The organism is Bacillus sp. RC252, from assembly GCF_044909215.1.
GTDB classification, from domain to species: Bacteria; Bacillota; Bacilli; order Bacillales; family Bacillaceae_G; genus Bacillus_A; species Bacillus_A mycoides.
Genome location: NZ_JBIYDV010000013.1, coordinates 155,975 through 182,831 on the forward strand (window position 1 = coordinate 155,975; position 26,857 = coordinate 182,831).

The 26,857-nt window shown below is 37.0% G+C and carries 32 protein-coding genes and 1 other annotated feature; of the genes, 6 read left to right on the plus strand and 26 right to left on the minus strand.

The window, feature by feature from the left end; genetic code table 11:
- Nucleotides 1–7: 7 nt before the first annotated feature.
- The 21 genes from ABH960_RS19205 to ABH960_RS19305 form a co-directional block, all read right to left on the minus strand.
- Nucleotides 8–988 carry a 2-hydroxyacid dehydrogenase family protein gene (locus ABH960_RS19205; protein WP_002011699.1) on the minus strand — a complete coding sequence of 327 codons (981 nt, stop codon included), beginning with the start codon at nt 986–988 and terminating at the stop codon, nt 8–10.
- A gap of 135 nt (nt 989–1,123) precedes the next feature.
- Entirely contained in the window at nt 1,124–1,288 is a 165-nt protein-coding gene (locus ABH960_RS19210) for a YozQ family protein (RefSeq protein WP_002193236.1), read from the minus strand.
- Between the two features lie 68 nt (nt 1,289–1,356).
- On the minus strand, nt 1,357–2,376 hold the full coding sequence (locus tag ABH960_RS19215) for a histidinol phosphate phosphatase domain-containing protein (RefSeq protein WP_002030669.1): 1,020 nt from the start codon (nt 2,374–2,376) through the stop codon (nt 1,357–1,359).
- Nucleotides 2,377–2,388: 12 nt separating this feature from the next.
- Nucleotides 2,389–2,712: a phosphoribosyl-ATP diphosphatase gene (gene hisE / locus ABH960_RS19220; protein ID WP_404447566.1), complete on the minus strand. Its 324-nt coding sequence runs from the start codon at nt 2,710–2,712 to the stop codon at nt 2,389–2,391.
- A gap of 10 nt (nt 2,713–2,722) precedes the next feature.
- Nucleotides 2,723–3,028, minus strand: a complete 306-nt coding sequence (hisI, locus tag ABH960_RS19225; RefSeq protein WP_404447569.1) for a phosphoribosyl-AMP cyclohydrolase — start codon at nt 3,026–3,028, stop codon at nt 2,723–2,725.
- Complete coding sequence (hisF, locus tag ABH960_RS19230) at nt 3,025–3,783, minus strand: imidazole glycerol phosphate synthase subunit HisF (RefSeq protein ID WP_404447571.1); 759 nt, start codon at nt 3,781–3,783, stop codon at nt 3,025–3,027. The genes hisI and hisF overlap by 4 nt, the downstream gene beginning before the upstream one ends.
- Nucleotides 3,777–4,496, minus strand: a complete 720-nt coding sequence (gene hisA / locus ABH960_RS19235; RefSeq protein ID WP_404447574.1) for a 1-(5-phosphoribosyl)-5-[(5-phosphoribosylamino)methylideneamino]imidazole-4-carboxamide isomerase — start codon at nt 4,494–4,496, stop codon at nt 3,777–3,779. The genes hisF and hisA overlap by 7 nt, the downstream gene beginning before the upstream one ends.
- On the minus strand, nt 4,469–5,098 hold the full coding sequence (gene hisH / locus ABH960_RS19240) for an imidazole glycerol phosphate synthase subunit HisH (protein WP_404447577.1): 630 nt from the start codon (nt 5,096–5,098) through the stop codon (nt 4,469–4,471). The genes hisA and hisH overlap by 28 nt, the downstream gene beginning before the upstream one ends.
- Nucleotides 5,099–5,683: an imidazoleglycerol-phosphate dehydratase HisB gene (gene hisB / locus ABH960_RS19245; RefSeq protein WP_002030662.1), complete on the minus strand. Its 585-nt coding sequence runs from the start codon at nt 5,681–5,683 to the stop codon at nt 5,099–5,101. It lies immediately after the preceding gene.
- Nucleotides 5,683–6,972 (minus strand): histidinol dehydrogenase, encoded by a 1,290-nt coding sequence (gene hisD, locus ABH960_RS19250; protein WP_002126285.1) that lies wholly within the window; start codon nt 6,970–6,972, stop codon nt 5,683–5,685. Before hisD ends, hisB begins: the two co-directional genes overlap by 1 nt.
- Before the next feature lie 11 nt (nt 6,973–6,983).
- The gene (hisG, locus tag ABH960_RS19255; RefSeq protein ID WP_033708301.1) at nt 6,984–7,619 is read right to left on the minus strand and encodes an ATP phosphoribosyltransferase; all 636 of its coding nucleotides are present in this window, start codon (nt 7,617–7,619) and stop codon (nt 6,984–6,986) included.
- Nucleotides 7,595–8,857 carry an ATP phosphoribosyltransferase regulatory subunit gene (locus ABH960_RS19260; protein ID WP_002140970.1) on the minus strand — a complete coding sequence of 421 codons (1,263 nt, stop codon included), beginning with the start codon at nt 8,855–8,857 and terminating at the stop codon, nt 7,595–7,597. Before ABH960_RS19260 ends, hisG begins: the two co-directional genes overlap by 25 nt.
- Nucleotides 8,858–9,165: 308 nt before the next feature.
- Complete coding sequence (gene leuD / locus ABH960_RS19265) at nt 9,166–9,747, minus strand: 3-isopropylmalate dehydratase small subunit (protein WP_113937007.1); 582 nt, start codon at nt 9,745–9,747, stop codon at nt 9,166–9,168.
- On the minus strand, nt 9,725–11,119 hold the full coding sequence (leuC, locus tag ABH960_RS19270; protein WP_002011716.1) for a 3-isopropylmalate dehydratase large subunit: 1,395 nt from the start codon (nt 11,117–11,119) through the stop codon (nt 9,725–9,727). Before leuC ends, leuD begins: the two co-directional genes overlap by 23 nt.
- Nucleotides 11,119–12,183: a 3-isopropylmalate dehydrogenase gene (gene leuB, locus ABH960_RS19275; RefSeq protein WP_404447583.1), complete on the minus strand. Its 1,065-nt coding sequence runs from the start codon at nt 12,181–12,183 to the stop codon at nt 11,119–11,121. Before leuB ends, leuC begins: the two co-directional genes overlap by 1 nt.
- 78 nt (nt 12,184–12,261) lie before the next feature.
- Nucleotides 12,262–13,782, minus strand: a complete 1,521-nt coding sequence (gene leuA, locus ABH960_RS19280) for a 2-isopropylmalate synthase (RefSeq protein WP_404447586.1) — start codon at nt 13,780–13,782, stop codon at nt 12,262–12,264.
- 1 nt (nt 13,783) lies between these two features.
- Nucleotides 13,784–14,800 carry a ketol-acid reductoisomerase gene (gene ilvC, locus ABH960_RS19285; RefSeq protein WP_003188179.1) on the minus strand — a complete coding sequence of 339 codons (1,017 nt, stop codon included), beginning with the start codon at nt 14,798–14,800 and terminating at the stop codon, nt 13,784–13,786.
- Between the two features lie 21 nt (nt 14,801–14,821).
- Nucleotides 14,822–15,331 carry an acetolactate synthase small subunit gene (ilvN, locus tag ABH960_RS19290; protein WP_000822948.1) on the minus strand — a complete coding sequence of 170 codons (510 nt, stop codon included), beginning with the start codon at nt 15,329–15,331 and terminating at the stop codon, nt 14,822–14,824.
- Nucleotides 15,328–17,028 carry an acetolactate synthase large subunit gene (ilvB, locus tag ABH960_RS19295; RefSeq protein WP_404447591.1) on the minus strand — a complete coding sequence of 567 codons (1,701 nt, stop codon included), beginning with the start codon at nt 17,026–17,028 and terminating at the stop codon, nt 15,328–15,330. Before ilvB ends, ilvN begins: the two co-directional genes overlap by 4 nt.
- A 73-nt stretch (nt 17,029–17,101) precedes the next feature.
- Nucleotides 17,102–17,330 (minus strand) — a binding site (T-box leader).
- A gap of 15 nt (nt 17,331–17,345) precedes the next feature.
- On the minus strand, nt 17,346–18,242 hold the full coding sequence (gene ilvE, locus ABH960_RS19300; protein WP_002011723.1) for a branched-chain-amino-acid transaminase: 897 nt from the start codon (nt 18,240–18,242) through the stop codon (nt 17,346–17,348).
- A gap of 141 nt (nt 18,243–18,383) precedes the next feature.
- Nucleotides 18,384–18,599, minus strand: coding sequence for a hypothetical protein (locus ABH960_RS19305; protein ID WP_088292768.1), 216 nt, complete (start codon nt 18,597–18,599; stop codon nt 18,384–18,386).
- A gap of 59 nt (nt 18,600–18,658) precedes the next feature.
- Here ABH960_RS19305 and ABH960_RS19310 point away from each other — a divergent pair, with 59 nt between their 5' ends.
- Both ABH960_RS19310 and ABH960_RS19315 read left to right on the plus strand, forming a co-directional pair.
- Nucleotides 18,659–18,898, plus strand: a complete 240-nt coding sequence (locus ABH960_RS19310) for a DUF3911 family protein (protein WP_002011724.1) — start codon at nt 18,659–18,661, stop codon at nt 18,896–18,898.
- A gap of 86 nt (nt 18,899–18,984) precedes the next feature.
- On the plus strand, nt 18,985–19,224 hold the full coding sequence (locus tag ABH960_RS19315; RefSeq protein ID WP_002011725.1) for a YkuS family protein: 240 nt from the start codon (nt 18,985–18,987) through the stop codon (nt 19,222–19,224).
- Nucleotides 19,225–19,652: 428 nt separating this feature from the next.
- On the opposite strand, the gene ABH960_RS19320 is transcribed toward ABH960_RS19315, so the two are convergent.
- Nucleotides 19,653–19,742 carry a hypothetical protein gene (locus tag ABH960_RS19320; protein WP_000608225.1) on the minus strand — a complete coding sequence of 30 codons (90 nt, stop codon included), beginning with the start codon at nt 19,740–19,742 and terminating at the stop codon, nt 19,653–19,655.
- Nucleotides 19,743–19,850: 108 nt separating this feature from the next.
- Nucleotides 19,851–20,258: a GerW family sporulation protein gene (gene ytfJ, locus ABH960_RS19325; protein WP_002030645.1), complete on the minus strand. Its 408-nt coding sequence runs from the start codon at nt 20,256–20,258 to the stop codon at nt 19,851–19,853.
- 307 nt (nt 20,259–20,565) lie between these two features.
- Here ytfJ and ABH960_RS19330 point away from each other — a divergent pair, with 307 nt between their 5' ends.
- The gene (locus tag ABH960_RS19330) at nt 20,566–20,940 is read left to right on the plus strand and encodes a hypothetical protein (protein WP_002011728.1); all 375 of its coding nucleotides are present in this window, start codon (nt 20,566–20,568) and stop codon (nt 20,938–20,940) included.
- Between the two features lie 34 nt (nt 20,941–20,974).
- On the opposite strand, the gene ABH960_RS19335 is transcribed toward ABH960_RS19330, so the two are convergent.
- Nucleotides 20,975–22,318: a TrkH family potassium uptake protein gene (locus tag ABH960_RS19335; RefSeq protein WP_002011730.1), complete on the minus strand. Its 1,344-nt coding sequence runs from the start codon at nt 22,316–22,318 to the stop codon at nt 20,975–20,977.
- Nucleotides 22,319–23,549: 1,231 nt separating this feature from the next.
- Between ABH960_RS19335 and ABH960_RS19340 the strand changes: the two genes are divergently transcribed.
- The gene (locus tag ABH960_RS19340) at nt 23,550–24,785 is read left to right on the plus strand and encodes a dicarboxylate/amino acid:cation symporter (protein WP_404447598.1); all 1,236 of its coding nucleotides are present in this window, start codon (nt 23,550–23,552) and stop codon (nt 24,783–24,785) included.
- A gap of 22 nt (nt 24,786–24,807) precedes the next feature.
- Here the strand turns inward: ABH960_RS19340 and ABH960_RS19345 are convergent, their stop codons facing one another.
- Nucleotides 24,808–24,963 (minus strand): hypothetical protein, encoded by a 156-nt coding sequence (locus tag ABH960_RS19345; RefSeq protein ID WP_002011733.1) that lies wholly within the window; start codon nt 24,961–24,963, stop codon nt 24,808–24,810.
- Between the two features lie 152 nt (nt 24,964–25,115).
- The gene (locus ABH960_RS19350; protein WP_002166098.1) at nt 25,116–25,535 is read right to left on the minus strand and encodes a MarR family winged helix-turn-helix transcriptional regulator; all 420 of its coding nucleotides are present in this window, start codon (nt 25,533–25,535) and stop codon (nt 25,116–25,118) included.
- Nucleotides 25,536–25,697: 162 nt separating this feature from the next.
- Between ABH960_RS19350 and ABH960_RS19355 the strand changes: the two genes are divergently transcribed.
- Nucleotides 25,698–26,129 (plus strand): regulatory YrvL family protein, encoded by a 432-nt coding sequence (locus ABH960_RS19355; RefSeq protein ID WP_113937002.1) that lies wholly within the window; start codon nt 25,698–25,700, stop codon nt 26,127–26,129.
- 33 nt (nt 26,130–26,162) lie between these two features.
- The gene (locus ABH960_RS19360) at nt 26,163–26,750 is read left to right on the plus strand and encodes a thioredoxin family protein (protein ID WP_113937001.1); all 588 of its coding nucleotides are present in this window, start codon (nt 26,163–26,165) and stop codon (nt 26,748–26,750) included.
- Nucleotides 26,751–26,857: the final 107 nt, after the last annotated feature.

A 26,857-nucleotide genomic window follows, 5' to 3' on the forward strand; every position in this document is an offset into this window, starting at 1 on the left:
TTCTTTTTTATTTTGTAACTAATACTTTTTGATTTACAGGTGTTACAGGTTCTTCACCATTTAATACAGCTAAAATATTTCTTACTGCCATTTCAGCCATTGCATCACGTGTTTCGAATGTTGCATTTCCTACGTGAGGAGCAAGTACTACATTCTTTAATCCTTTTAGCTCTTCTGTAATTTTCGGTTCAAATTCAAATACGTCAAGAGCTGCACCTTCAATTTCATTCGTTTTTAGTGCATGAGCAAGTGCTGATTCATTCATAATTGGTCCACGTGAAGCATTTATAATATATGCTGTTTTCTTCATCATTTTAAACTGTTCTTCATCAATCATATGATGTAATTTCGGATTATAAGCACAGTTAATTGTAATAAAGTCCGCTGTTTGTAATAATTCTTCCAACGTTACGTATGTCGCTTCCAGTTCACTTTCAGCTTCAGGCTTTCGATTTGGTCCTGTATATAAAACATTCATTCCAAATGCTCTCGCACGCTTTGCAACTGCCTTCCCGATTTCTCCAAGGCCAATAATTCCGATTGTCTTACCGTGCACTTCGCGGCCCAAGAAGAATAACGGTGCCCATCCGTTAAATCCAGTTGTACGACATAACGTATCACCTTCAGGAATTCTACGTGCAGCTGCTAAAAGAAGTGCAAACGTTAATTCTGCTGTTGCCTCTGTAGATACTTTCGGCGTATTTGTAACAGCAATACCCTTTTCTCCAGCATATGTGTAATCAATATTATCGTAACCAGCACCATAATTTGCGATAATTTTCAAGTTTGGTGCTGCGTCAATAACCTCTTTCGATACCTTCGTAGAAAGTAAGCTTAAAAGTGCATCTTTATCTTTTACACGTTCTGCTAGCTCTTCTACACTAATTAATTCTTCTTTATTGTACATTTCTACATCATGATTTTTCAATAATTCTAATCCGATTTCTGGAATTTTCCCTGCTACTAATATTTTCGCCACTACTAACACCTCTTCTATACAAAATATGATATCTCTTATATTTCATTGTAAGAAATCTACATATAAAAACCAAGGAATTTGATTATAGTTTTGAAAATCGACACTTTTCCATAAAAAAAGAGGAGATGCAACTCTCCCCTCGTTTTACGCTTTTTCTTGCGATTCTTTCCCAAGCTTCGCATCGATTGTTCCTTCTGCAACTGTATCGCTAATTTGTTCCTCAATAACTGAGTTAGCAGTATTATTTGTTTCAGAAGTATAGGCTTGACCTGCCGCTTGTACATTTTGTTTATTTTGTTGTTTCGCCATTTTTTATCCTCCTTTTCATTCTTTCTTATTTTGAACAAAAAGGGTGATTTTCATCAAAAAATCGTGTTTCATTTTGAAATTATTCCTTCTTCTTCAAGCAATCTCATCGTTCTTACTCGTTTCGTAAATGTAGCTATGTGAGAAATATCATGATTGCGTAATGTCTTTATATTCTCTTCCACATACTTTCCTAAATCATTCGGATAATGGGCATCTGAGGATAGAGTAATCGGAACTCCATGCTTAGCTAATACTTGTAAATAAAGCGGACTTGGGCACATTTCGCGCACAGGATATCGATAGTACAATCCCGCATTTATTTCTGTTGCTGTATTTGTTTCCACTAACGCACGAGCAATTTCCTTATAATAAGAAAGCTGTTCATTCTCATCCAATCGATAATTAAATACTTTTATGTTATCAAGGTGAGCTATAATATCAAAAAGCTCGGAACGAACAGCACTTTCAACTGTAGCGAAAAACGTGTGATATAAAGTATGTAACTCATGCGTACCAAAATACTCTTTCGTATCTGGATTATCAAATCCCCATCCATCTATAAAATGGACCGAACCGATTACATAATCAAAGTCTCCTAATGCTAGTAAACCTTTTAACTCTTGTTCACCCCCGATAAAATAATCCGCTTCAATTCCAAGTTTGAGCGTTATCCCTCGTTTACTCCATCGCTCTTTTGCCTCTTCAATCGCCTTTGTAAAATCATAAATAGACGTTACTCTTACTTGATCTAACCATTCTTTTTGCAGGCGACCAAGCTTAGAATCACTAATATCTACATACTTTTCATAATATCCTTTCGCTTCATGAAAACGATATAAATGATCGACAATGCCAACTTCTTTTATACCTTTTCGCACAGCTTCTTCTAAATATAAATCAATCCATTTCGCTGTAAATGGACCTTCCTTCACACGTCTTTGCAGGCGTTCTTGTGTTTTCATAAGCCATTCCATAGAATGTTTTTCTTCTTTAAGCGGTTCAAAATATTGTAGCGCATCATTTATTTTAGCTAGCCACCCTATTGAATATGGCCCTTCTTCTAAATGAATGTGATAGTCCACTTTCATCCATATTCCCCCTTATAATTTATCTATTTCTCTTCTGTCCCCTACTCGCGAAAGCTTTCCATTTCTTTCTTTCACTTCTTGCATGACATCTTCTAATGGAATATTTTTTTCGGCTAATAGAACAAAACAGTGATAGAACACATCAACCATTTCTTTTACTATTTCTTCTTTATCATTATTTTTAGACGCAATAATTACTTCGGTGCACTCCTCACCAATTTTCTTTAAAATTTTATCTTCACCTTTTGAAAATAAATAATTCGTATATGATTCAGAGAGTGGATTTTTCTTTCGTTCTTCAATTGTTTCAAATAATAACTTAAGGATATCTTCCATATGTATCCCCCTATATAATTTTGTAGTGAAAACACGTTTTTTCTCCCGTATGGCAAGCAGGCCCTACTTGCTTTACGACAACAACGATTGCATCTTGATCACAGTCTAAATAAAGTGATTGCACATATTGGGCATTTCCCGATGTACCTCCTTTATTCCATAACGATTGTCTCGAACGGGAATAAAACCATGTTCTTTTCGTTTCCAGCGTCTTGTCATACGCTTCTTCATTCATATAAGCTAACATTAAAACTTCTTTCGTATCTTCCTCGATAACAACAGCTGGTATCAATCCTTTTGAAAAGTTAGGTTTCATAACCGCACCTCAACCTTTGCTTCTCTTAATTTTCTCTTTACATCTTGTACAGTCGCTTCACCATAATGAAAGATTGATGCTGCTAATGCTGCATCAACTGTTGTCTTTTGAAATACTTCTATAATGTGATTCACATGACCACATCCCCCTGATGCGATTACTGGAACAGAAACGCTGTTTGAAATTGCTCCTGTTAAACGAAGATCATATCCGTTTTTCGTTCCATCTGCATCCATACTCGTCAACAAAATTTCTCCTGCCCCGAGCTTAACAACGTGCTTCGCCCATTCGATTGCATCCATTCCCGTATTAAGTCTTCCGCCATTTACGTATACATTCCATTTATCTTCTGCTACTTTTCTAGCATCGATTGCTACGACAATACATTGTGAGCCAAAATGCTCCGCACCTTCCTGGATTAACTTCGGATTTCTCACTGCCGCTGAGTTTATTGAAACTTTATCTGCTCCAGCTCTTAGTAAATTGTACATATCTTTAACACTTGAAATCCCCCCGCCAACTGTGAGAGGTATGAATACTTTTGAAGCAGTTTTTTCTACAACATCTATAATCGTTTTTCGCCCTTCATGCGTCGCAGTAATGTCTAAAAATACGATTTCATCTGCTCCCGCATCATTATATAATGCGGCTATTTCAACAGGATCACCGACGTCTTGTAACCCTATAAAATTCACACCCTTTACTACCCGCCCTTCTTTCACATCTAGACATGGAATAATTCGTTTTGCTAACATAGTTTTGTTACCTGTAACACTTTTTCTAAATCAATCGTTTTCTCGTAAAGTGCCTTCCCAATAATGACGCCATATATGTTCATATCATTTAATCTTTTCACATCTTGAATAGATGCGACACCTCCAGATGCAATCACACGAATACCCACGCTTTTTTGCAGTAACTCTAATTGCTCAAAATTTGGTCCTGCAAGTGTCCCATCTTTTGAAATGTCCGTAAACACAATCGTTTGAACACCTACACTTTCCATTTGCTTCGCTAAATCGATGTACGAAATTTCAGACAAATCTAACCAGCCCCTCGTTGCTACGAAACCATTTTTCGCATCAATTCCAACTATGATTTGCTCCTTATATAGACGAACCGCTTCTTCTAAAAATGATTTATCGTAAAGGGCAGCCGTTCCTAATATCACTTTTTCTACACCTACTGACAACAACTTCTCCACTGCCGCGAGTGACCGAACTCCTCCTCCAATTTGCACTGGAATACGTACCGCCTTGCATATTTTTTCAATGACAGGTAAATTTACTGACTCCCCAACAATTGCTCCATCTAAATCAACAACGTGTAGTATTTTCGCTCCAAGTTTTTCAAATATGATTGCTTGTGCGACTGGATCTTCATTCATCACCGTTTCTTTACTAAACTCTCCTTGATAAAGCCTGACGCATCGTCCTTCTTTTATATCGATAGCTGGGAAGATTTCCATGCTTCTACCACCCCTTTGAAATTTTTTAACATTCGCATCCCAATTTCCCCACTTTTTTCAGGATGAAACTGTGCACCAAATATATTTCCTTTTGCTACAAAACCAGGTACTTTCACTCCATATTCACTTGCCCCATACACAATTTCATTCGGACAATCTGCATAATAAGAGTGGACATAATATACGAAAGAACCGTCCTCTACTCCATTCCAAAGCGATATTTCTCCTTCTTTTTTTAATTCATTCCACCCCATATGTGGAATTTTATAAGGAACTTTTAACTTTCGAATAACACCTGGCAATAAATTTAATCCGTTACAATTTTGTAGTTCCTCACTTTTTTCAAATAAAAGCTGCATTCCTAAGCAAATACCCAGAAGCGGTTTTCCTAAGCTCTCAACTTCTTTTAGCACACATACTAAATCTTTTTCTTCTAAAACGCCCATCGCTTTCGGAAATGTGCCTACTCCTGGTAAAATAACTCCATCACTTCTCAATATTTCTTTTTTATCATCCGTTATGATGTACTCTGTTCCAATATATTTTAATGCTTGTTCCACACTACGAAGATTTCCCATTCCATAATCTATAATTGCAATCAATTACAACATCCCTTTCGTTGAATTTACGCCATTAATATTGGCATTTTTATCGACTGCCTCTCTAAGCGCTCGACCGAACGCTTTAAATAAAGCTTCAATTTTGTGATGTGTATTGCTTCCGTATAAAATGCGAGCATGTAACGTAATATTTGCAGCATGAGCAACTGCTCTAAAAAATTCTTCCGTTAATTCTGTGTCAAAATCCCCTAGCTTCGGATTTGTTAATTCACCTTGAAATACAATATATGAGCGCCCGCTTATATCAATCGCGACAAATCCTAAAGATTCATCCATCGGTACATACGCTGAGCCGTAACGGTTAATCCCCTCTTTATTTTGCAATGATTCTTTCAAGCAAGTTCCGAGTACAATTCCAACATCTTCAACCGTATGATGAGCATCAACGAATACATCACCTTCAGCTTCAATTTGCAAACCAAATCTTCCGTGTCTAGCAAATAAAGTTAGCATATGATCAAAAAATCCAACTCCTGTTTGCACAGAAACATTCGTACTTTCATCAAGTTGCAAACTTAATTTAATTTTTGTTTCCGTCGTCTCACGTACTTGACTAGACTCGCGCATTATTCTTCCTCCTTAAACCTAATTTGGATTGCTCTTGCGTGTGCATGTAAACCTTCTTTATTTGCAAGTTCTACAATATGATGCTGTACACTTCTTAACGCTTCTTCCGTGTACGAAACGAAGCTTGATTTTTTTACGAAATCATCGACGGATAACGGAGAAAAAAATCTTGCCGTTCCACTTGTCGGTAATACGTGATTCGGCCCCGCCAAATAATCTCCGAGCGGTTCAGGTGCATATGGACCAAGAAAAATTGATCCAGCATGCTTTACATAAGCTAGAGCATTCATTGGCTCTTTTATGTGTAACTCTAAATGTTCTGGAGCGATTTCATTTGATAAATGAAACGCCTCTTCTAAAGAAGGGACAATAAAAATTGCTCCATTTCTTTTTATGGATTCACGAGCGATTTCACTTCTAGGCAACGTCTCTAGCTGCCTTTCTATTTCTCTTTCTACTTCTTTAGCAAGCTTTATATTTGTTGTAATACAAATAGCTGTTGCCCTCTCGTCATGTTCTGCCTGTGATAATAAATCAGCAGCAATATATTCGGCATTTCCTGTTTCATCTGCGATAACTACAATTTCTGATGGTCCAGCAATCATATCGATATTGACTATCCCATATACTTCTCGCTTCGCTAGCGCGACATATAAATTCCCTGGTCCAACTATTTTATCTACTTTAGGAATCGATTCCGTTCCATATGCTAGAGCAGCAATTACTTGAGCACCACCGGCCATATATATTTCATCTACACCTGCAAGACTTGCAGCAGCTAAAATATGCGGATCAATTCCTCCTTGCTTCGGCGGTGTTACCATTACAATTTTTTTCACTCCTGCGAGTTTTGCTGGCAATACATTCATTAATACTGATGAAGGATACGAAGCAGTCCCGCCCGGCACATATACACCTACATTTTCTAACGGACGAATAAGCTGCCCTCTAATTACCCCTTCACTCACGCAATCAAACATAGATTGTCTTTTTTGCTTTTCGTGATACGAGATAATATTTTTCTTCGCCTCTTTTAACGCTTCTAAAAAAGCTTGTTCTACAAACTTACTTGCTTGTTTTATTTCTTCCTCACTTACACGAAAATCTTTTGTCTCTACACCATCAAACTTTTTTGTATAGAACGATAAAGCCTCATCTTTACTCTCCCTTACGTTTTGAACAATTTCACTTACACTTCTTTGAACAGTTTCTTCTATTATATTAGCGCTTTCTCGTAGCGATTTTATTTTCGATAAAGCCTCTTGGAAATCTTCAAAAACTATCTCCATTTAAAATCCCCCTATTTCCCTGACAAAATTTCTTGTTCCATCATATTTATAATACAGAATATTTCGTCTTTTTTAGTTTTCAATGCAGCCTTATTCACAATCATTCGAGCTGATATAGAGCACATTTCCTCAAATACAATTAACCCGTTTTCTTGTAATGTTTTTCCTGTTTCAACAATATCAACAATTGCATCTGCCAAACCTAGAAGTGGAGCAATCTCTACAGATCCTTCTATTTTAATAATTTCTACATCCTCCCCTTTATCATGAAAATATGTAGAAGTAATGTGCGGATATTTCGTAGCAATTCGTTTTTTTCGATAACTCTTCGGATTATACGTAGGAATAGAAGCGACACAAAATTTACACACGCCCACTCCTAAATCGACCATCTCATATATATCTTTCTCAAATTCCATTAATATATCTTTTCCAACGACTCCAATATCAGCTACGCCATGTTCTACATAAGTAGCAACATCTACCGCTTTCACTAAAATAAATGAAATGTTTGTGTTTTTACTTTTAAACACAAGTTTTCTTCCTTTATCTTTGAGCTCTGAACAATCAATTCCAATTTTTTCAAACAGTGGAATAACATGCTTTTCTAATCTTCCTTTCGTTAACGCAATTTGAATGTTACGCATGAAGCCTCCCCTTCTTTCTGGATGATCCATTTCTCTCTCCATACATATTCCACTAGTGACTCACTCTTCGCCTCAACGACTGTCATTATTTTATTCTTGTTTGCAAATTGAAAAGTATCGTTTAAATTAGAGAATAAAGATAACTGGGCATTCTTCCCGTCCTTTTGAAGTAAATTTCGTAACCTTTCCGCTTCTGCTAATCTATTTAACTCATAATGAATCATAATATCTATTCTCTTTCGTTTATATGGTTCTTGCTGCTCTTGAAGTGCCTTAACTATTTGATTTACTTGCACCGCGAGCCCAACCGCTGGCATCATCTCTCCAAAATTTCCAATTAACTCATCATACCTTCCGCCACTAACAATCTCTTCTCCAATTTCATATATATACCCTTTGAAAATAACACCCGTATAATAATCCAAATGTTGAACCATACCTAAATCAATTGATATGTAAGAGCCATATCCTAACTGTTCAATTGTTTCATATATTTCTTTCACTCTCGCAATGGCCATTTTCATTTCATTACTTGAGGCGAGTTTTTCTGCTTCCTCAACAACATCTAAACTCCCGAATAACCTTGGTAGTTTCTCAAGTAACCTTACTGTTTCATCACACCGATTTAATTTCTTTTCTTCTATAAAGTGTGAGAGTGCGGCATAATTTTTACTTTCAATATACGTTCTAAGTAACTTCTCTTCTTCATCATTAATGGGGAGCTTTTTTACGATACATTTATATAACTGCACTTGCCCAATCTCAATTGTGAAAGATTGCACCTTTAATTTTTGAAGTGCTTGAATTACGCTTATCACACATTCAATTTCAGCCCTTACATTTTCAATCCCGATAATTTCAATACCACTTTGCACTATTTCATTATATTTCCCAGTAAGGGACTCATTCGCCCGAAATACATTCCCGCTATAAGTTACTTTAAGAGGAATATCCCCTCTCTGTGTTCCAATTACTCTTGCTAAAGGAATTGTCATATCTGGGCGTAAAACGATAATCCGTCCTTTTTCATCGAAAAATTTATACATCTTTTCTTCATCTATCGGCCTGTTTTGAAATGCAAAAACATCATAAAATTCAATTGTAGGTGTCCTTATTTCTTCATAACCTCTCTCTAAAAAGGTCCGTCTTAATTTTTGTTCCACTTCTTCAATTAACGTACATTCTTCGAATAAGTAATCTCTCGTTCCATTCGGATTTGCCCGTTTCCACTTTGTCATCTCATTTCACACACCTTTCCCTCTTTAATTTATGCCCATTCGATCCACCCAAACCGAAAATAAAAAGAGCCTTGTAGACAAAATACCTACAAGGCTCTTTAGTAGAGTGTAGGTACAACGGGAATAACCCTTGTGCCTACACGTTTTCACGTTAGGTTCAAGGGTTTCATGTATGATGATGTAGTTGTGTAAGCATTTTTATAGATTGCACGATATTCATAATACTTACTCCCTTTCTCCTCTGATTTTCACATAGTATATAACAGTTAATTCTGAATGTAAATACATTTTTAATATTCCGTTATTTCTTAATATAAGGCTATCTCTCTTTCATACTCTCCAATTTCTCGTTCGTATTGCATCGTAATGCTGATTTCATCTAGACCATTTAATAATTTTTCTTTCCACATTTTCTCGATTGTAAAATGAAACCTGTGCGTATTCGTAATAATTACTTCATTCTCTAAATCAACTTCCATTTGATCTCTCGCATTCGTTTTGGCAAGTTGTTCACGCATCTCTTTATCCATTACAATCGGTAACATACCATTCTTCATACAATTCATATAAAAAATATCTGCAAATCCTCCGGCGATAATAACGCGGAAACCATAATCCGCAAGCGCCCACGGAGCATGTTCTCTTGAAGAACCACATCCAAAATTATCACCTGTAATTAATATACTTGCTCCTTTTCGTTCTTGTGCATTAAGGGGGAAATTAGGATTTTCATGGCGCTCATTATCGTAACGCCACTCATCAAATAAATATTTTCCAAATCCCGTCCTTTCAATTCTCTTCAAATATTGCTTCGGAATAATTTGATCTGTATCAATGTTATCATTCATAAGTACTGCGGCAGTACCTTTATGAATATGAAATGGTTCCATCGTAACTCTCCTTTCTAATATCAACAAAATGACCATATAACGCAGCTGCTGCAGCCATAGCTGGACTTACTAAATGTGTTCGTGCTCCTTTCCCTTGCCTTCCTTCAAAATTACGATTTGAAGTAGAAGCACAATGTTCTCCTTCAGGTACTTGATCTGGATTCATCCCAAGACACATTGAACATCCAGGCTCTCTCCATTCAAATCCCGCTTCTTCAAATATGCGATGTAAGCCTTTTTGCATCGCCCGCTCTCTCACACTTTTTGATCCTGGTACAACGAGTGCTCGCACACCTTCTTTTACCTTTTTCCCTTTTACAACAGATGCAGCAATTTCTAAGTCAGATAAACGTGAATTTGTACAAGAACCAATGAAGACATGCTTAACAGGAATTTCAAACGTACTTTGCCCAGGGCTCAATCCCATATATGAAAATGCTCTTTCATCATTTTCGTTATGCTTCTCTGGTAATTTTTCATCAATAGGAACACCCATACTAGGATTTGTTCCCCAGGTGACATACGGTGCTAAATCCGTAACATCTACCGAAATATGTAAATCATAAATTGCATCTGAATCTGTATAAAGCTCCGACCATTTTCCCGTAAACGTTTCATAGTCTTTCGGTGCATATTCACGCCCTTTTACATAAGAAAATGTTTTCTCATCTGGTGCAATGATGCCAGCTTTCGCTCCCCCTTCAATTGCCATATTGCAAAGTGTCATTCTCTCTTCCATACCCATATCACGAATCGTCTCTCCGTAGAATTCCATTACATGCCCCGTTCCAACCGCTACACCGTACTTTGAGAGAAGATGCAAAATAATATCCTTTGCATAAACGCCTTTCGGTAACTTTCCTTTTAATTCAATCCCCATCGCTTTCGGTTTTCGTTGCCACAACGTTTGAGTTGCTAATACATGTTCTACTTCACTCGTACCAATACCAAACGCTAAAGCACCGAAAGCACCGTGGGTTGCTGTATGGCTATCACCGCATACAATCGTTTTCCCCGGTTGTGTGAGCCCAAGTTCTGGTCCTATAACGTGAACGATTCCTTGCTCTTCATCACCAATATCGGCTAATCGCACCTTAAATTGTTTACAATTGTCACGAAGTGTATCCAATTGCTGCTTCGCAATGCGATCGGTAATATTCCAAACATCTTTCGTTGGAATATTATGATCCATCGTTGCAAACGTTAATTCCGGTCTCCGAACAGTTCGATTTGCAAGCCGCAAGCCTTCAAAGGCTTGCGGTGACGTTACTTCATGAACGAGATGAAGATCGATATATAATAAATCCAATCCATTTTCATTAGTTACAACTACATGTCTTTCCCAAAGCTTATCTAGTAACCTTTTTCCCATTATCTTCCTCTCCCTACTAGTGCCTGCTCTTCCATTTCTTGAATAACTGCCCTCGTAAATGAAGTTGTCGTCTCATTCCCCCCAATATCAGCTGTACATTTCCCAGATTGAAGAACTGCAGAAATTGCCTCTTCAATCGCATACCCTTCTCTCGTTAATCCAAATGATTGCCCAAGCATCATCGCTACTGAACGCATCATCGCAATTGGATTCGCTTTATTTTTACCTGCAATATCTGGCGCTGATCCATGAATAGGCTCATATAAAGACGGCCCGTTTTCCGCATGGCTCGCTGATGGAAGCATTCCTAATGACCCTGCTAATACAGAAGCCTCGTCGCTCAAAATATCACCAAATAAATTTTCTGTTACGATAACGTCAAATCTCCTTGGGTTTCGAATTAACTCCATAGCAGCTGCATCTACTAAAATGTGCTCTAATTCAACATTAGGATAACGAAGAGCTACTTCTTCCGTAACAGCTCTCCACAATTTACTAGATTCTAAAACATTCGCTTTATCAATAGAAGTTACTTTTTTCTCTCTCTTACTCGCTAATTGAAAAGCATACGACACGATACGTTCAATTTCATGACGATGGTACGTAAGTGTATCAGTTGCCGATTCTTCCGTTCTTTCTTTCGGATAAGAGAAATAAATACCGCCTGTTAGTTCACGAACGACAACGAAGTCAATTTCATCTGCGTTTTTTAATGGCGATAAATGTGCAGTTGCGCTTTCTACTGTTACAGGACGAACGTTCGCAAATATACCAAGTCCTTTTCTTAAAGCTAATAATCCTTTCTCTGGCCTTTCTTTCGCATCATCCCACCGCGGTCCACCAACCGCTCCAAGTAAAACCGCATCACTCGCTAAACAAGCGGCAAGTGTTCGCTGTGGTAATGGTTGCCCATTTAAATCGATAGCCGCTCCGCCAAAGTACTCATCTTGTAAATGAAAGTGATGTCCATATAGCCTCTCTACCATATGCAATACTTCCTTCGCGCTTTCCATAATTTCCGGACCAACACCATCACCCGCTAAACAAACGATACGTTTTTCCAATTAAAACACTCCTTTTTGTCTGAATTTTCAGAAATATACTTTGATAAGTAAGGGACGATCCCCTCACTTATCAAACAGTTACTTCACAAGAGTAATAAAAGATTTTAATTTTCCGGCCGCATGAACATACGCTCTCGCCGATGCTTCTAATACGTCTTGCGCAACACCAAAACCTGATACTTGATGAGTTCCTTCTTTTAATTCAACATGAACATGTGCAAGTGCATCTTGACCTTGCGTTATAGATTGTATGCGATAATCCGCTAAGTCACATTCTAATCCTAAAATTCTTTGAATTGCATTATAGATCGCTTCAATACTTCCAGAACCAGTTGCTGCATCTTCGTACATATTTCCTTCCTCATCTTTTAGTACAACCGTTGCACACTGTGTACTATTTGATACGAAATGTACTTGCAATTGAGTAATGCTATATTGCTGGGCCGCAAATGCTGCTTCACCAAGCATAAGCGCACGTAAATCTTCTTCTGTAATTTCTTTTTTACGGTCAGCCAAGTTTTTAAATGCTTCAAACACCACATCTCGTTCTTCTTTTGTAAACTCATAACCAAGTTCTTTCATTTTTTCAGTAAACGCATGGCGCCCGGAATGCTTTCCTAATACAAATAAATTTTGTGACTCTCCAATCAGTGATGGTTCAATAATTTCATACGTCGTTACTTCTTTTAATACACCGTCTTGATGAATACCTGATTCGTGAGCAAAAGCATTTGCTCCAACAATCGCCTTATTTTTCGGTACAACCATACCCGTTAACCGACTTACTAACGTACTCGTCGCTTTAATTTCTTTTAATGTCATAGAGGATTCTGCTTCATAGAAATCTTTTCTAATATGGAGAGCAACCGCGACTTCTTCTAGCGCCGCATTCCCCGCTCTTTCTCCAATTCCATTAATCGTTCCTTCTACTTGTAACGCTCCGCCTTCAACCGCTGCTAACGAGTTCGCTACTGCCATCCCAAGATCATCGTGACAATGACAAGAGAAAATTGCTTTTTCATACGACGGAACGGATTCTTGTAAGTATTTAAAAAGAGAATAATATTCTTCTGGATTCGTATATCCAACTGTATCAGGAATATTGATTACATTCGCTCCTGCGCGAATCGCGACTTCTACTGCTTCAGCTAAAAATGCTCTCGATGTTCTTGTTGCATCTTCTGCTGAAAATTGAACTGTTGGAAATAGTGATTTCCCGAGCGTAACCGAGCGATGTATGCTATCTAATACATCTTCTTTTGACATACAAAGCTTATATTTCATATGAATGTCACTCGTAGCTAAAAATACGTGTAAACGAGGAGAGACAGTGCCTTTCACAGCTTCATAGGCTCTTCGAATATCACTTTCTTTCGCTCTAGCTAAACTCATAACCGTAGCATTTTGAATGGTATTTGCGATACGTTTTACCGATTGAAAATCACCTTCAGAAGCTGCTGCGAATCCAGCTTCCATTACATTAATACCAAGTCTCTCTAGTTGCCTCGCAATCTGTAATTTCTCTTGTTCATTTAAATTAACTCCTGGTGATTGTTCGCCATCACGAAGCGTCGTATCCATGAACAAAATTTGCTTCATATTATTTGACCCCTGCCTTTACTCGCGGCTGTACAAACGGCATCATTTCACGTAATTTACGTCCAACTACTTCGATTTCATGTTCATTTTCTTTTTCATTTGTCGCATGGAAATTTGGTTTTCCTGCTTTATGCTCTGCGATCCAGCCTCTTGCAAATGTACCATCTTGAATTTCTGCTAGCACTGCACCCATCGCTTTCTTCGTATCTTCCGTTACAACGCGTGGTCCTGATACGAAGTCGCCCCACTGCGCTGTATCTGAAACTGAATATCTCATATTTTCAAGTCCGCCTTCATACATAAGGTCAACGATTAGTTTTAGTTCATGTAAACATTCAAAATATGCAACTTCCGGTTGATAACCAGCATCAACTAACGTTTCAAACCCAGCTTTTACTAGTGCAGTCACTCCACCGCAAAGTACAGCTTGCTCTCCAAATAAATCTGTTTCTGTTTCTTCTTTAAACGTTGTTTCTAATACACCTGCTCTCGTCGCCCCAATTCCATCTGCATATGAAAGTGCCTTTTCAGTCGCAACTCCTGTTGCATCTTGATATACTGCAAATAATGCAGGAACAGCTCCCCCTTCCGCAAACGTACGACGTACTAGATGTCCTGGACCTTTCGGTGCTACTAGAAATACATCTACATTAGCTGGCGGTTTTACTTGATCAAAGTGAACATTAAATCCATGCGCGAAAACGAGAGAATTGCCGCCTTGTAAGTTTGGTGCAATTTCAGCTTCATATACTTCCGGCTGTAATTCATCAGGTAGTAGAATCATTACTACATCTGCTTTTTCTGCTGCTTCCGCTACTGTATATACAGAAAAACCGTCTTCTTTCGCCTTATCCCATGACTTCCCTTTCCTCAGTCCTACTACCACATCAAATCCGTTATCACGTAAGTTTTGCGCATGCGCATGGCCTTGCGATCCATATCCGATGATTGCTACTTTCTTTTCCTTTAATACATTTACCGTTACGTCTTTTTCATAATAAACTTTCGCCATTTTCATTTCCCCCTATTTTTTAAATAATTATTGAATTAACATAACTTGTTTATCTTGTTTTTTCATACTACGTGTAAATGCTGTTACACCTGTTCTAGCAATTTCTTTCAAACCATATGGACGAAGTAATTCAATTAACGCTTCTACTTTCTCCTGGGTACCTGTTACTTGCACCACTATGGAATCCTTCCCAACGTCTATTACAGCGGCTCGGAACGGTTCAATTAAACTATATAATTCTGCTCTTGCTACAGACGTTGCTACTTTAATAAGTGCAAGTTCTCTAGCGATCATCGCTTCTTCTGTAATATCTGATACTTTCAGTACATCGATTTGCTTATGAAGTTGTTTAATTAACTGCTCAACTTGCTGTTCATTTTCAACGTGTACAACAATCGTCATTCTCGAAATATCCGATGATTCCGTATGACCTACTGAAATACTTTCAATATTAAAATGTCTACGTGTCATAACACCTGTAATTCGATTTAACACACCGCTTTGATTTCGAACTGTCGCTGTTACAATTCTCTTCACCTTTTCTCCACTCCCTCCATTTGATGAACGCCTTTTCCTGGGGCAACCATCGGCATTACCTTTTCGGATTGAAGTACGCGGCAATCAATTACAACAGGCTCTCTTAACTCAATTGCATACTGTAATTGTTGCTTTGCAAGAAGTGGGTCTTCAATACGAACACCTTTTATGCCATAAGCATTGGCAAGCGCAACAAAATCTGGTTGGGATGAAAGTAAGGAGTGCGAATATCGCCCATTATAAAATTCCTCTTGCCATTGTCTTACCATCCCTAAAGCTTCATTATTTAAAATAAAAACTTTAACTGGTAAAGAATGCTCTTTTAACACACTAAGTTCTTGCAGGGTCATTTGAAATCCAGCATCACCGACAATTGCAATAACTAGTTCTTCAGGCTTTGCGATTTGTGCACCTATTGCTGCTGGAAACCCGAAGCCCATTGTTCCTAAGCCTCCAGAAGTTACCCATTTATCTGGATTTTTCAGCGGATAATATTGAGCTGCCCACATTTGATGTTGCCCAACATCTGTCGTTACAATCGCTTCCCCTTTCGTAATTTCGTATAGCATATCAATTGCATATTGAGGCTTAATACATTCCGAATGCTCTTTGTAAGAAAGAGGGTATTTTTCTTTTCTACTATTCAATAATGAGAGCCAATCATTGTGATGTACTTCCCCTTCCTTAAAGTTGAGTAGAGCTTCTAATGCTTGCTTCGCACTCGCAACAATTGGAATTTCAGTCGGCACATTTTTTCCGATTTCCGCTGGATCAATATCTATATGTGCGACAATCGCTTCTTTAGCAAAATAAGCTAAATTTCCAGTAAGACGATCGTCAAATCTTGCTCCTATATTTATAAGTAGATCACATTCATATAACGCCATATTAGCCGTGTAAGAACCGTGCATTCCTCCCATCCCAAGAAATAATTTATCATCTGGCGGAAAACCACCAAGACCAAGTAATGTATGAACAACAGGAATTTCATATTTACGAGCAAAGCTTGTTAATTCTTTCGATGCCTTTGCATGCAATACACCTGCTCCAGCTAAAATTAACGGTTTTTTTGAAGTCGCAATCGCTTGTAATAATTTGTTTATTTGTAGTAGGTTCGGTTCGTAATTAGGCTGGTATCCTGGTAAATCCATTTGTACATCACTACATCGCTCACCTTGCTCTACTACCATATCTTTCGGAAGGTCAATTACGACTGGGCCTGGTCTTCCTGTTCTAGCGATATGAAATGCTTCTTTAATAATTCGGGGTAAATCCGATGCTTTTCGTACTTGATAATTATGTTTTGTCACCGGCATCGTAAGCCCCATAATATCAGCTTCTTGGAAAGCATCACTCCCGATTAACGTTGTTGCTACTTGCCCTGTAAATACAACAAGTGGCAATGAATCAATCATCGCGTCAGCTAGACCAGTAATAACATTTGTAGCACCCGGTCCACTTGTTGCAATTACCACTCCTGGATTTCCTGTAATTCTTGCATATCCTTCAGCAGCATGAATTGCACCTTGCTCATGCCTCGTTAAAATATGCGGAATTTCACAATCATAAAGCGCATCATATAGAGGTAAAACCGCACCACCTGGATAACCAAAAATCACCTCTACTCCTTCCTTTTCTAGCGCTTCTAACAATAGCTGTGCACCAGTTGCCAGTTTCTCTTCCGTTTTTGAAGACATTTTTCTTATAAGCCCCCTTTTTTAAAACATTTATAAAATAAAAAAATCCTACGTCCACACTCCAGCTATGTGCTGAAGGGACGAAAGATTTCGCGGTACCACCCTTCTTCGCAAGATTACTCTTGCCTCAGTGACTCGGGATATGAGTCTAGCTAATAACGGAGCTACCGTCTAAGCCTAAACAAACGTTTCAGCTTAGCACTCAAGGGTGATGTTCGTCGACGTGAACCATCGGTTTCCAGCAACCACCGACTCTCTGTGAGGCTTCACAGTCAACTACTCCTCCCTATCAACGCTTTATCATGTCATAAGAGCTATTATCCAACTTTATTTTCTTCGTAAATTTTCTCTCCATCTTCTACAACTAATTTACGGAATTCTTCTAATAAACGATTCGTATGTGGCCCTGTTCTACCTAAACCAATCGTTCTTCCATCTACTGTCGTAACAGCAATTACTTCAGCAGCTGTTCCTGTTAAAAATACTTCATCAGCTACATATACATCATGCCTTGTAAATAATTCTTCTCTTACGTCATATCCAAGTTTTTCGCCGATTTCTAAAATCGCGTTTCGTGTAATACCTTCTAACGCTCCAGCAGAACTTGGTGGTGTAATTAATTTATTTCCCTTCACAATAAATACATTATCTCCAGAGCCTTCAGCTACATATCCTTGGTCATTTAACATAAGTGCTTCTTGTACTCCAGCTAATTTCGCCTCAATGCGAACTAAAATATTATTTAAGTAATTTAAAGATTTTACTTGAGGCGATAAAACATCCGGGCGATTGCGACGCGTTGCAACTGTTATAATCGGAATCCCTTTTTCATAATATTCTTGCGGAAATAAAGATAATTGCTCTGCAATTACTACTACATTTGGTTTCGTACAAGAATCGGGATCTAATCCCAAGTTCCCAGGTCCTCTTGATACAACGAGGCGGATATATCCATTAGATAGTTTGTTTTGTCGAATCGTTTCAACAACGATTTTCGTTGCTTCTTCTAACGTATATGGAATCTCTAACATGATGGATTTCGCTGATTCATATAACCGGACAAGATGCTCTCTCAAACGGAAAACATTACCGCTATATACCCTAATTCCTTCGAACACTCCATCGCCATATAAATAGCCATGATCATATACTGAAACCTTTGCTTCGTCTTTTGGAACAAATTCTCCATTTAAGAAAATCCACTGCTCGTTCACTTGAAAGCGCCCCCTATGTTCTATGAGTTTTTTATTGTTTCCTAGTCTACTCTCCTTTTCAAATAAATCAAGTGAATTTTTAGAAAATTTTTAATTTTTAATCGTACGTACATCTTTGTTTATATTGATTTAATAACATTGTTAACGTTTACAAAAAGTCAAAAATTTTTTTTCGTCAAATTCTACTAAAAAAAATATTTGTTTAAAAGAAGGGTTTTCGCCAATTGATACGAATCTATTGTATTCAATAAACGGACGTCCGATTTTATAAATCCGGGAATATACAACGACTTTTGGTGAAAAAGGGGGAAAATAACAAAAATAACGCTGTCTAAAAATAACATTCATATTTTTCATTTAGTAATCATAATCCTATTTTTAAAAAACAATTTGTCAAATTGAAGGAGGAAATAAAAATGGCGTGTGTACAAATTAAAGGAACGAGACAAGAGGTAGTAGAAATGCTACAACTATTTGATCTAATGGATACGAAAGGATTTTGTAAATTCGATAATTACGTTGAAGTAGAACCAAATAGTAGGAAACATAACAACTACACAGCTTCAATCGATATTCAGTCTAATAACAGTTCAGCACAAGATACATTAAATGATCAATTCGTTAGTCAAATGCTTACTGGTGTATATAACGACTAAACAAATATTCTCTTCCTACCATCTTTTCATAAATATATGCTATGGACTTGAGCATACTAGCAACTAGATGGTAGGAGGTGAAAATTATGGCTAGAATTGGTGTTGAGAACTCTTTAACAGATGTTCAACAAGCTCTTCAGCAACAAGGACATGAAGTCGTTTCACTTAACTCTGAAAATGATGCACATGGGTGTGATTGTTGCGTTGTAACCGGGCAAGATTCTAATATGATGGGCATTGCAGATACATCGATAAAAGGATCTGTAATTAAAGCACATGGTTTAACAACAGATGAAATTTGTCAGCAAGTTGAAAACCGCACTTAATCATTTTTATCACATTATTTGTGAGCTAACATGTAAAGGGAATGGAATGGTCCCACTGATTATAGTTTCAATTTATTTATAGAAAGAGGGCTCCTTTTCAAAAGGAGCCCTCTTTTTTATATTCACCTAACGGGAAAGTAACATATACTGGATGAAAGCCCTACCTCTCTCTCATCATTACGGTTCCACTGACCGCTCCTTGATTCACTAGTATACATATAAAGCTTACATATACAATTTATAGGGTTTGTTCACAAAAGTTGTTGGTAAGACTACCCGATCTTTCGCAAACTTTTCGTATTATATTCATAAGATTTATTTACTTTACACTAGCTTTAACCGAGACACGAATTAAAACTTTAACACCAATACAATAACTTGTCAACATTTTTTACAAATTAAAAACAGACATTAACGGTTTGTCTGTTTTAGAATGGAGCTTTTTCTTTTATTACATATACAACAAAACCGCTTACTAACATACACAAGCCAACTACTAAGTTTTTGATATTAATCATAAATTCCTCTCCCTTATTCCACACATCATATATATTTACAGTTCAATTATTCCGATCGTCATAAAGCGCACTTTTTCTAATATATCATAATTCCTAAAAAATGCAAGTTCACTTTTGGCGACCATTCACAAATTTATCCACAGTGCTTGGCACAGTATTTAACGCTTTTTCAATTAAATGTGTACTACTATTGAGATGCAACACTTGCACACCGTTAGAACCAACTACTAAAAAAGCAACTGGGCTAATAGAAACCCCAGCCCCGCTTCCGCCTCCGAATGGATGACTTTGCTTGTTCTCTTTATGCTGCCCTTGTCCGCCGTTATGTTTTTCAGAAATAAAATCCCCTTTAAAGTCACTTCCACCAGCTCCAAAACCAAAAGCCACTTGAGATACTGTTAATACTACATTTCCGTCAGCTGTTGAAACCGGACTTCCAACAATCGTATTTACATCTACCATCTCTTTTAAATTTGTCATTGCTGTTTTCATTAAATTTTCAATTGGATGTTCCATTATGTACTACACCCTTTCCTCATTATTCTTTTTTATACTTTCCAAAATAGAGGAAGTCATACTAAGTTTTCCTATTTTGAAAAAACATTTTCCACTTTCCAATTGGATATTACTCCCTGTACAAGTTCGGATAAAGTGAAACTTTAATCAGTGGAGGTTTTGTTCATCCCCCACTGATTATTAGCCCACACCAATCGGGCGTTTACGAGCCGCAGGGCTCCAGCCAAATTTTGAGGTAGGAGTCTTACTGCTCGCAAATAGCGGGATAAAAACAGTAAAGAGATACATACTACTATTGAACCTTGTTATGAAAGGAGTCCTTACTTTGACTGAGAAATTTGATGAATATAAAAAAAGAGATCGAATAGATAGTGATTATAAAGAAGAATACGCAGCTGAAGTTGCACCACAGCGTATCGATTATGATGATAAAGATAACGATGATGTAAGATCGTCTGCAGCTGGATCGACTGCTGGTTTCATTGCTCTTGCCTTAGCAATATTATCATTATTCACATTCCCAACACTATTTGGTCTTGTGTCTGTTCTACTTGGTATTTACGCTTATAATCGCGGGGCTACTGTAACTGGCGGTACCGCTGCCATTGTGGGTGGTATCGCTGCACTCATTGCGATTTTATTCCGAGTGGCGCTTATTGGTTTATTGTTCTCTCTTTTTTAAAAAGAAAAAGGTATCTCGCTTTATGCGGGATACCTTATCCTGTAAATACATCTTCTGATGGATATTTAATTTTTTGTTTTGCTGGTCGTGCCAAAGAGAACACAAGTGTTAACGGTCCGATTAATCCACAAAACATAACAAACATAATAATACATTTTCCAAACGCCGATAGCTTCGCAGTAATCCCCATTGTTAACCCTACTGTACCAAACGCTGAAATTGTCTCAAATAATAACTGAATAAAACTGAAGTCTTCTGTAAGCATTAATACAAATACCGCTGTAAAAATAAGTATTTGACTAGCAACGACAATTGCTAACGCTCTCGTTACTGTCGACATTTTAATCGTACGCTGAAATAAAACAAAATCCTCTTTCTTTCTAAAGAAAGAAAGAACTGATGTAATTAAAATAACGAATGTCGTTAACTTAATTCCACCGCCTGTCGATACACTTCCCGCACCAATAAACATTAATACCATTGTAAATAGTATCGATGACTCTTCCATCCCCCCATAATCTACCGTGTTAAAACCAGCTGTACGAGGTGTAATTCCTTGGAAGAACGAAGCCCATAATTTTTCATTTAAAGATAAGTGCCCCAAAGTCTTCACATTATTATATTCCAATACAAAAATCACAATCATCGCAATAACATTAAGTGCTATCGTTCCAACAATCATGATTTTGGAGTGCAGTGATAATTTTCGGAAACTACGGCTATACCATATATCAATTAATACCGTAAAACCTAACCCTCCTATTATAATTAAAGAACAAATCCCAATATTAATAATAGGATCTCCTACATATCTTGTTAAATTATCTGGCCAAAGCGCAAAGCCGGCATTATTATATGACGCAATAACGTGAAAAATACTATAGTATAAACCTTTTCCAAAACCAAACTCTGGAATAAAGCGAATCGATAAAAAGATAACTCCAATTAGCTCAATACAAATAGAAAAAATAAAAACACGTTTTACTAATTTCACAAGACCACCAATATTTGTTTGATTAAATGCTTCTCCAATTAATAATCGGTGGCGTAAACCAATTTTTTTCCCTAATACCCAAACAATTAAAATGGCTATCGTCATAAGACCGAGACCACCCGTTTGAATTAAAAACATAATAACAATTTCACCAAACATCGTAAACGTACTCGCAGTATCTACAACACCTAAACCAGTTACAGTCGCCGCCGACGTAGCTGTAAAGAAAGCATCTACCCAACTAATATGTACTTTCGTTGCAAACGGTAACTTTAATAACAATCCTCCGACCACAATTAAACAAAAAAAGCCTAATGCTAAAATTTGTGGTGGATTCAATCGTATAAAACGATTATACAACCCTTGTTTTTTTGCTACTTCCATATCACTAACTCCCTTTATCAAGTGAAGCTTTTATCCCCTCATAAATAAAGACTCTTTAAGAGCCTACAAGTAGCGGGATAAACCTTATATTCTCATAATATAGTTGAGCATAATCCTTTTTTTCATAGATTTCAACTTTTATTTATATTCAGACTCCTATCGTTTTACAAAAGAATATTTTCTATTATATCTCCACTTATACTATAACTCTTACAACAACTATTTTATCCCTTTTCAAATTCCCATATCTTTCACTCCAAGTTCACACGAGGGTCACACCTACCTTTTATAGTATATGTATCGGAGCTGTTCCTCCCTAATTTATAAGACATTCCCCAGTGTCTTGAACAGCTTTCCATCCCTAATTAAATTGACATAAATTGTCCCCTTCCCTTGACCATCCTATATGTGATGGTCTTATTTTTTTATTCTTTCTATCTTTTATTTGAAACTCCCTCTCTCTTTCACTCCATGTTCACACGAGGATCACATCCACCTTTTATAGTATATGTATCGAAGCTGTTCCTCCCTAATTTATAAGACATTCCCCAGTGTCTTTGAATAGCTTCCATCCCTAATTAAATTGACATAAATTGTCCCCTTCCCTTGACCATCCTATATGTGATGGTCTTATTTTTTTATTCTCTCTTTCTTCTTACTTAAAACTCCCTCTCTCTTTCACTCTATGTTCACATCTAGGTCACATCTATCTTTTATATTGTATGTATCGGAGCTGTTCCTCCCTAATTTATAAGACATTCCCCAGTGTCTTTGAACAGCTTTCCATCCCTAATTAAATTGACATAAATTGTCCCCTTCCCTTGACCATCCTATATGTGATGGTCTTATTTTTTTATTCTCTCTTTCTTCTTACTTAAAACTCCCTCTCTCTTTCACTCTATGTTCACATCTAGACCACATCCACCTTTTATAGTATATGTATCGGAGCTGTTCCTCCCTAATTTATAAGACATTCCCCAGTGTCTTTGAATAGCTTCCATCCCTAATTAAATTGACATAAATTGTCCCCTTCCCTAGGCCATCATGTGATGGTCTATTTTTTTTTTCCAAACACATAAATTAACTCTCTTCGCTTATTTCAACAAAATTGGTCTATCTATATGCAAATAGATATTTTTATACAAAATATTCAGAAAATATTGTCAAAATAGGTATTTTTTCGGTACAATTAATTTAGAAAGCAATTTTACAAAAACAAGGAGGGATTTTATTGAAACAAACAAAAGCAATCTTAATTGCATTATTTCTCGGTCTAGTCGTTGGACTCACTTTAAATTTAGCTGCTCCATCCATTTTCGAGCCATTAAATCAATATGTGTTCAATCCACTTGGTCAATTGTTTATTCGACTCATTAAAATGCTAGTTGTTCCTGTTGTATTCATTTCTATCGTACTTGGGGCTGCTGGTCTTGGAGATCCGAAACAGCTTGGAAGAATCGGCTTAAAATCAATTTCATTCTTTCTCGTAACAACAGCAGTTGCCATCTCCATTGCGGTTACATTCGCACTTATTATAAAACCAGGGGCTGGCGGTAATTTTAAAACAGAAGGGCTTAAGTATGAAGGTGCAAAAACTGAAACATCTTTCGTCGATACATTGCTGAATATTGTGCCAGATAATCCAGCAAAAGCGATGGCTGATGGGAACATGCTACAAATTATTGCCTTTGCCGCATTGATCGGACTCGGTTTAGCTGTTTTAGGAAAACGAGTTCAAGGTGTCCATTCATTACTTGAACAGGGCAACGAATTAATGATGTATCTTGTTAATCTCGTCATGAAATTAGCTCCAATCGGAACATTCGGGTTGCTCGCTTCGTCCGTTGGTAAAATGGGTCTTGCAGGCGTCGCTGCGATGTTCAAGTATATGATTGTCGTTATGTTGGTACTCATTATTCACGGTGTCTTCGTATACGGCGGCTTATTAAAGGTACTAGCCAAAGAAAGTATTATTCGTTTCTTTAAACATTTCGGTCCGGTAATGGCAATTGGGTTTAGTACATCTAGCTCTAATGCCTCCCTTCCATTTGCCATGAAAACCGCCCAAGAAAAACTTGGAGTTCCAAAAGCGATAAGCTCTTTTGTACAACCACTAGGTGCAACGATTAATATGGATGGTACCGCTATTATGCAAGGGGTAGCAACTGTATTTATCGCTCAAGTATACGGCGTTGAACTTACATTACCACAATTAGTTATGGTCGTATTAACTGCTGTACTAGCTAGTATCGGTACTGCAGGTGTACCAGGTGTTGGACTAGTGATGCTTACGATGGTTTTAAATCAAGTAAATCTACCAGTAGAAGGCATTGCTTTAATTATCGGTATTGACCGCATTCTAGATATGTCTAGAACTGCTGTAAATATTTCCGGTGATGCAATTTGTGCAATGATTGTTGCAAAATCAGAAGAAAAATATAATACGGATCAATCTGCAGCATCTTAAATCAAAAAAGGAGTGAATCATTTCACTCCTTTTTTGATTTACTTCCTTTTTTCGAACGATATTCTTTTCCTTTATTATCATTTCCCGTTTCAAATTCAGTACTAAACTCCTGCTGGAATTGCCCTGATTTTGGTGAACCTTGATTTCCACTTCCTTGACTACCATTACGATTCGTCATATTTCCGCCTCCTTCCTTTATTAGTAGTATGGCGCTCTATCTTTTTCATACACATTTTATTTTTTATCATCTATTACACACAGAAGAAGACCTTCCATATATGAGGAAGGTCTTCTTTTTCATTAGGTAAGCGTTTTCTTATTTGTAATTATTTAAATAAGTTTTTTAGAAATAGATATCATTATATCCATTTCATCTTCTGAAAGTGCGGAAAATCTTTCTTGTAAATATTTCTTTTTCTCACCTTCCATTTTCGCCACTAAATCTTTCCCTTGTTCTGTAATCTCTAAATATACAACTCGGCGATCTGATGTAGAACGTGAACGAGTTACAAAGCCTTTATTAATTAATTTTTCTGTAACAGCTGTAATATGACTATTCGACACATTTAACTCATTCGCTACACGTGAGACCATTTCTTTATTCGTACGGTTCAATATTCTAAGGACAATGAACTCATTCCACGGTATGTAACCACCAAATATTTTTCCAATATCATTACGCAACGTGCGAAACATTGCAAAAACATTTGTCGATAGTTCTTCCATTAATTGTTCTCGATTTTGAGACAACTTTGACAGCCCCTTTTATTTAATTTAGTTAAATAAAAACCTTATTAATAATTTTACACGAAATCTTACTTTTTGTCACCTTATTTCCCCGTAATTCGTAGTTTTTTAATAGATATTTCATGGTACAATGAAATTGATTTTCCAGAAAAAGGAGTTGGGGCAATGAGTCAAGAAGACAAACTTTCTAATCTCAGTCTAAAAGATAAGACTATTATTATTAGTGTTGTTATTCTTATTCTCATTATATTCTTTGCATTTATATTTTTTGTATATGTAGGAATCTTTCATATTACAGGTATAGAATATTCATCAAGAACAGCTCTACTACTCTTTTTTTTACTCATTCTTTTATTAGACGGTATTACATATTTTATATTCATTTTCTTTAAAGTGCTCCTACATCCAATGATGACAAGTATGCCCAATTGGCTCTCAATTGCTCTGCTCTCTATAATTGAAATTACGTTAGATTGGTTTGTCATACATACCGCCGATGACTGGATAGAGAGTGTACAAATGTCCAACATAGCTGAATTATGTGTCGCACTATTCCTTTACACACTAAATAAATTATTTAGTGATAAGAAAGAGTAAGAATACAAGCTTTTCTATATAAAAATTGGTACAATAAAAATAAATCATACTAAAGAGGTGTTACTTATGAACTTACTACAATGGGCTGATAAAGGTATGTCCTTTGATACATATGTGAATGAAATGAAAGTAAACCAATACGAGCTACTACACATTTACAATAATTTTTTAATTCCAAATGAATTACTTCCTATATTAGAAGAACGCCAAAATGATGGCTGGCGTGTTATCGTATTAACAGCTGATTGGTGCGGCGATGCTCTTTTGTGTGTACCTGTTATGAAACGAATTTCTGAAGTTGCAAATATTGATATGCGGTTATTAATTCGCGATGAAAACTTAGAATTAATGGATCAATACTTAACAAACGGAACAGCACGTGCGATTCCAATCTTTATTTTCATTGATAAAGACGGAAATGAACAAGCCGTCTTTGGACCACGAGCTCCAAAAATACAAGAATTAGTAACTTCAATGCGCGCTACATTACCTGAAAAAGAAGATCCAACATTCGAAGAGAAACAAAAAGAAATGTATGCTAATTTCCGTGCTACATTAGCTGATGATACTTCTCTTTGGGAACATGTAATGGAAAGCATGATTGAGAGAGTAGTAAAATAAAAAACCTGCCGATTGAAGTGAACCCCGAAAACGGGACACATATCAAAACACCTAAACCATCTGTTCCCTAAATTCTTTAGGGGATAGGTGGTTTAATTTTTCTTGAA

Excerpts from the sequence above, each read along its gene's own strand:
- leuA (WP_404447586.1), bottom strand. The coding sequence starts at position 13,782 with ATGAAGCAAATTTTGTTCATGGATACGACGCTTCGTGATGGCGAACAA.
- ABH960_RS19335 (WP_002011730.1), bottom strand. The coding sequence starts at position 22,318 with ATGGAAGTAGCAAAAAAACAAGGGTTGTATAATCGTTTTATACGATTG.
- ABH960_RS19305 (WP_088292768.1), bottom strand. The coding sequence starts at position 18,599 with ATGAAAAATATGAATGTTATTTTTAGACAGCGTTATTTTTGTTATTTT.
- ytfJ (WP_002030645.1), bottom strand. The coding sequence starts at position 20,258 with ATGGAACATCCAATTGAAAATTTAATGAAAACAGCAATGACAAATTTA.
- ABH960_RS19345 (WP_002011733.1), bottom strand. The coding sequence starts at position 24,963 with ATGACGAATCGTAATGGTAGTCAAGGAAGTGGAAATCAAGGTTCACCA.
- ilvC (WP_003188179.1), bottom strand. The coding sequence starts at position 14,800 with ATGAAAATGGCGAAAGTTTATTATGAAAAAGACGTAACGGTAAATGTA.
- hisF (WP_404447571.1), bottom strand. The coding sequence starts at position 3,783 with ATGTTAGCAAAACGAATTATTCCATGTCTAGATGTGAAAGAAGGGCGG.
- leuC (WP_002011716.1), bottom strand. The coding sequence starts at position 11,119 with ATGGGAAAAAGGTTACTAGATAAGCTTTGGGAAAGACATGTAGTTGTA.
- ABH960_RS19210 (WP_002193236.1), bottom strand. The coding sequence starts at position 1,288 with ATGGCGAAACAACAAAATAAACAAAATGTACAAGCGGCAGGTCAAGCC.
- ABH960_RS19320 (WP_000608225.1), bottom strand. The coding sequence starts at position 19,742 with ATGATTAATATCAAAAACTTAGTAGTTGGCTTGTGTATGTTAGTAAGC.
- leuD (WP_113937007.1), bottom strand. The coding sequence starts at position 9,747 with ATGGAACCATTTCATATTCATAAAGGTACTGCCGCAGTACTTATGAAT.
- hisA (WP_404447574.1), bottom strand. The coding sequence starts at position 4,496 with ATGGAAATCTTCCCAGCTATCGATATAAAAGAAGGACGATGCGTCAGG.
- hisI (WP_404447569.1), bottom strand. The coding sequence starts at position 3,028 with ATGAAACCTAACTTTTCAAAAGGATTGATACCAGCTGTTGTTATCGAG.
- hisG (WP_033708301.1), bottom strand. The coding sequence starts at position 7,619 with ATGCGTAACATTCAAATTGCGTTAACGAAAGGAAGATTAGAAAAGCAT.
- ABH960_RS19355 (WP_113937002.1), top strand. The coding sequence starts at position 25,698 with ATGAGTCAAGAAGACAAACTTTCTAATCTCAGTCTAAAAGATAAGACT.
- ABH960_RS19215 (WP_002030669.1), bottom strand. The coding sequence starts at position 2,376 with ATGAAAGTGGACTATCACATTCATTTAGAAGAAGGGCCATATTCAATA.
- ABH960_RS19315 (WP_002011725.1), top strand. The coding sequence starts at position 18,985 with ATGGCTAGAATTGGTGTTGAGAACTCTTTAACAGATGTTCAACAAGCT.
- ABH960_RS19330 (WP_002011728.1), top strand. The coding sequence starts at position 20,566 with ATGAAAGGAGTCCTTACTTTGACTGAGAAATTTGATGAATATAAAAAA.
- hisB (WP_002030662.1), bottom strand. The coding sequence starts at position 5,683 with ATGCGCGAGTCTAGTCAAGTACGTGAGACGACGGAAACAAAAATTAAA.
- hisD (WP_002126285.1), bottom strand. The coding sequence starts at position 6,972 with ATGGAGATAGTTTTTGAAGATTTCCAAGAGGCTTTATCGAAAATAAAA.
- ABH960_RS19310 (WP_002011724.1), top strand. The coding sequence starts at position 18,659 with ATGGCGTGTGTACAAATTAAAGGAACGAGACAAGAGGTAGTAGAAATG.
- hisE (WP_404447566.1), bottom strand. The coding sequence starts at position 2,712 with ATGGAAGATATCCTTAAGTTATTATTTGAAACAATTGAAGAACGAAAG.
- ABH960_RS19260 (WP_002140970.1), bottom strand. The coding sequence starts at position 8,857 with ATGACAAAGTGGAAACGGGCAAATCCGAATGGAACGAGAGATTACTTA.
- ilvB (WP_404447591.1), bottom strand. The coding sequence starts at position 17,028 with ATGTCTTCAAAAACGGAAGAGAAACTGGCAACTGGTGCACAGCTATTG.